Genomic DNA, 284 nt, shown 5'->3' with positions numbered 1-284 from the left:
GTCGATAGAAAATAATTGAGTAAAGGCATGCTCAGCCCGGCGTGGAAGCCTCAGTGGACTTCGCGCGCTCCTGAAACTCGCGCGGCGTGCATCCAAGCTCGCGACGAAATACCGCGTACATGTATTGAAGCGAAGTAAAGCCGCAACGTATCGCCACTTCAGCACTCGACGCGTCCCCCTTCGCGAGCAGTGCTTTGGCGACGTCGAGTTTATGGTGCAAGATTTCCTGATGCACGGTGCACTTCCTTTCGCGCCGGAAGTACTCTTCGAGCGATGAGCGCGAC

Annotated in this window: 1 protein-coding gene; it reads right to left on the bottom strand. The window is 56.3% G+C overall.

Annotated elements, in window-relative coordinates:
• Nucleotides 1–31 precede the first annotated feature (31 nt).
• Nucleotides 32–284 (bottom strand): AraC family transcriptional regulator (locus tag EN824_RS34785; protein ID WP_135933245.1); only part of this gene is annotated, 253 nt, incomplete at its 5' end.

It is taken from the genome of Mesorhizobium sp. M8A.F.Ca.ET.181.01.1.1 (genome assembly GCF_004792025.1).
Classification (GTDB): domain Bacteria; phylum Pseudomonadota; class Alphaproteobacteria; order Rhizobiales; family Rhizobiaceae; genus Mesorhizobium.
Note: the sequence above shows the minus strand (reverse complement) of the source record. Positions and strands in the feature narration are given on the sequence as shown.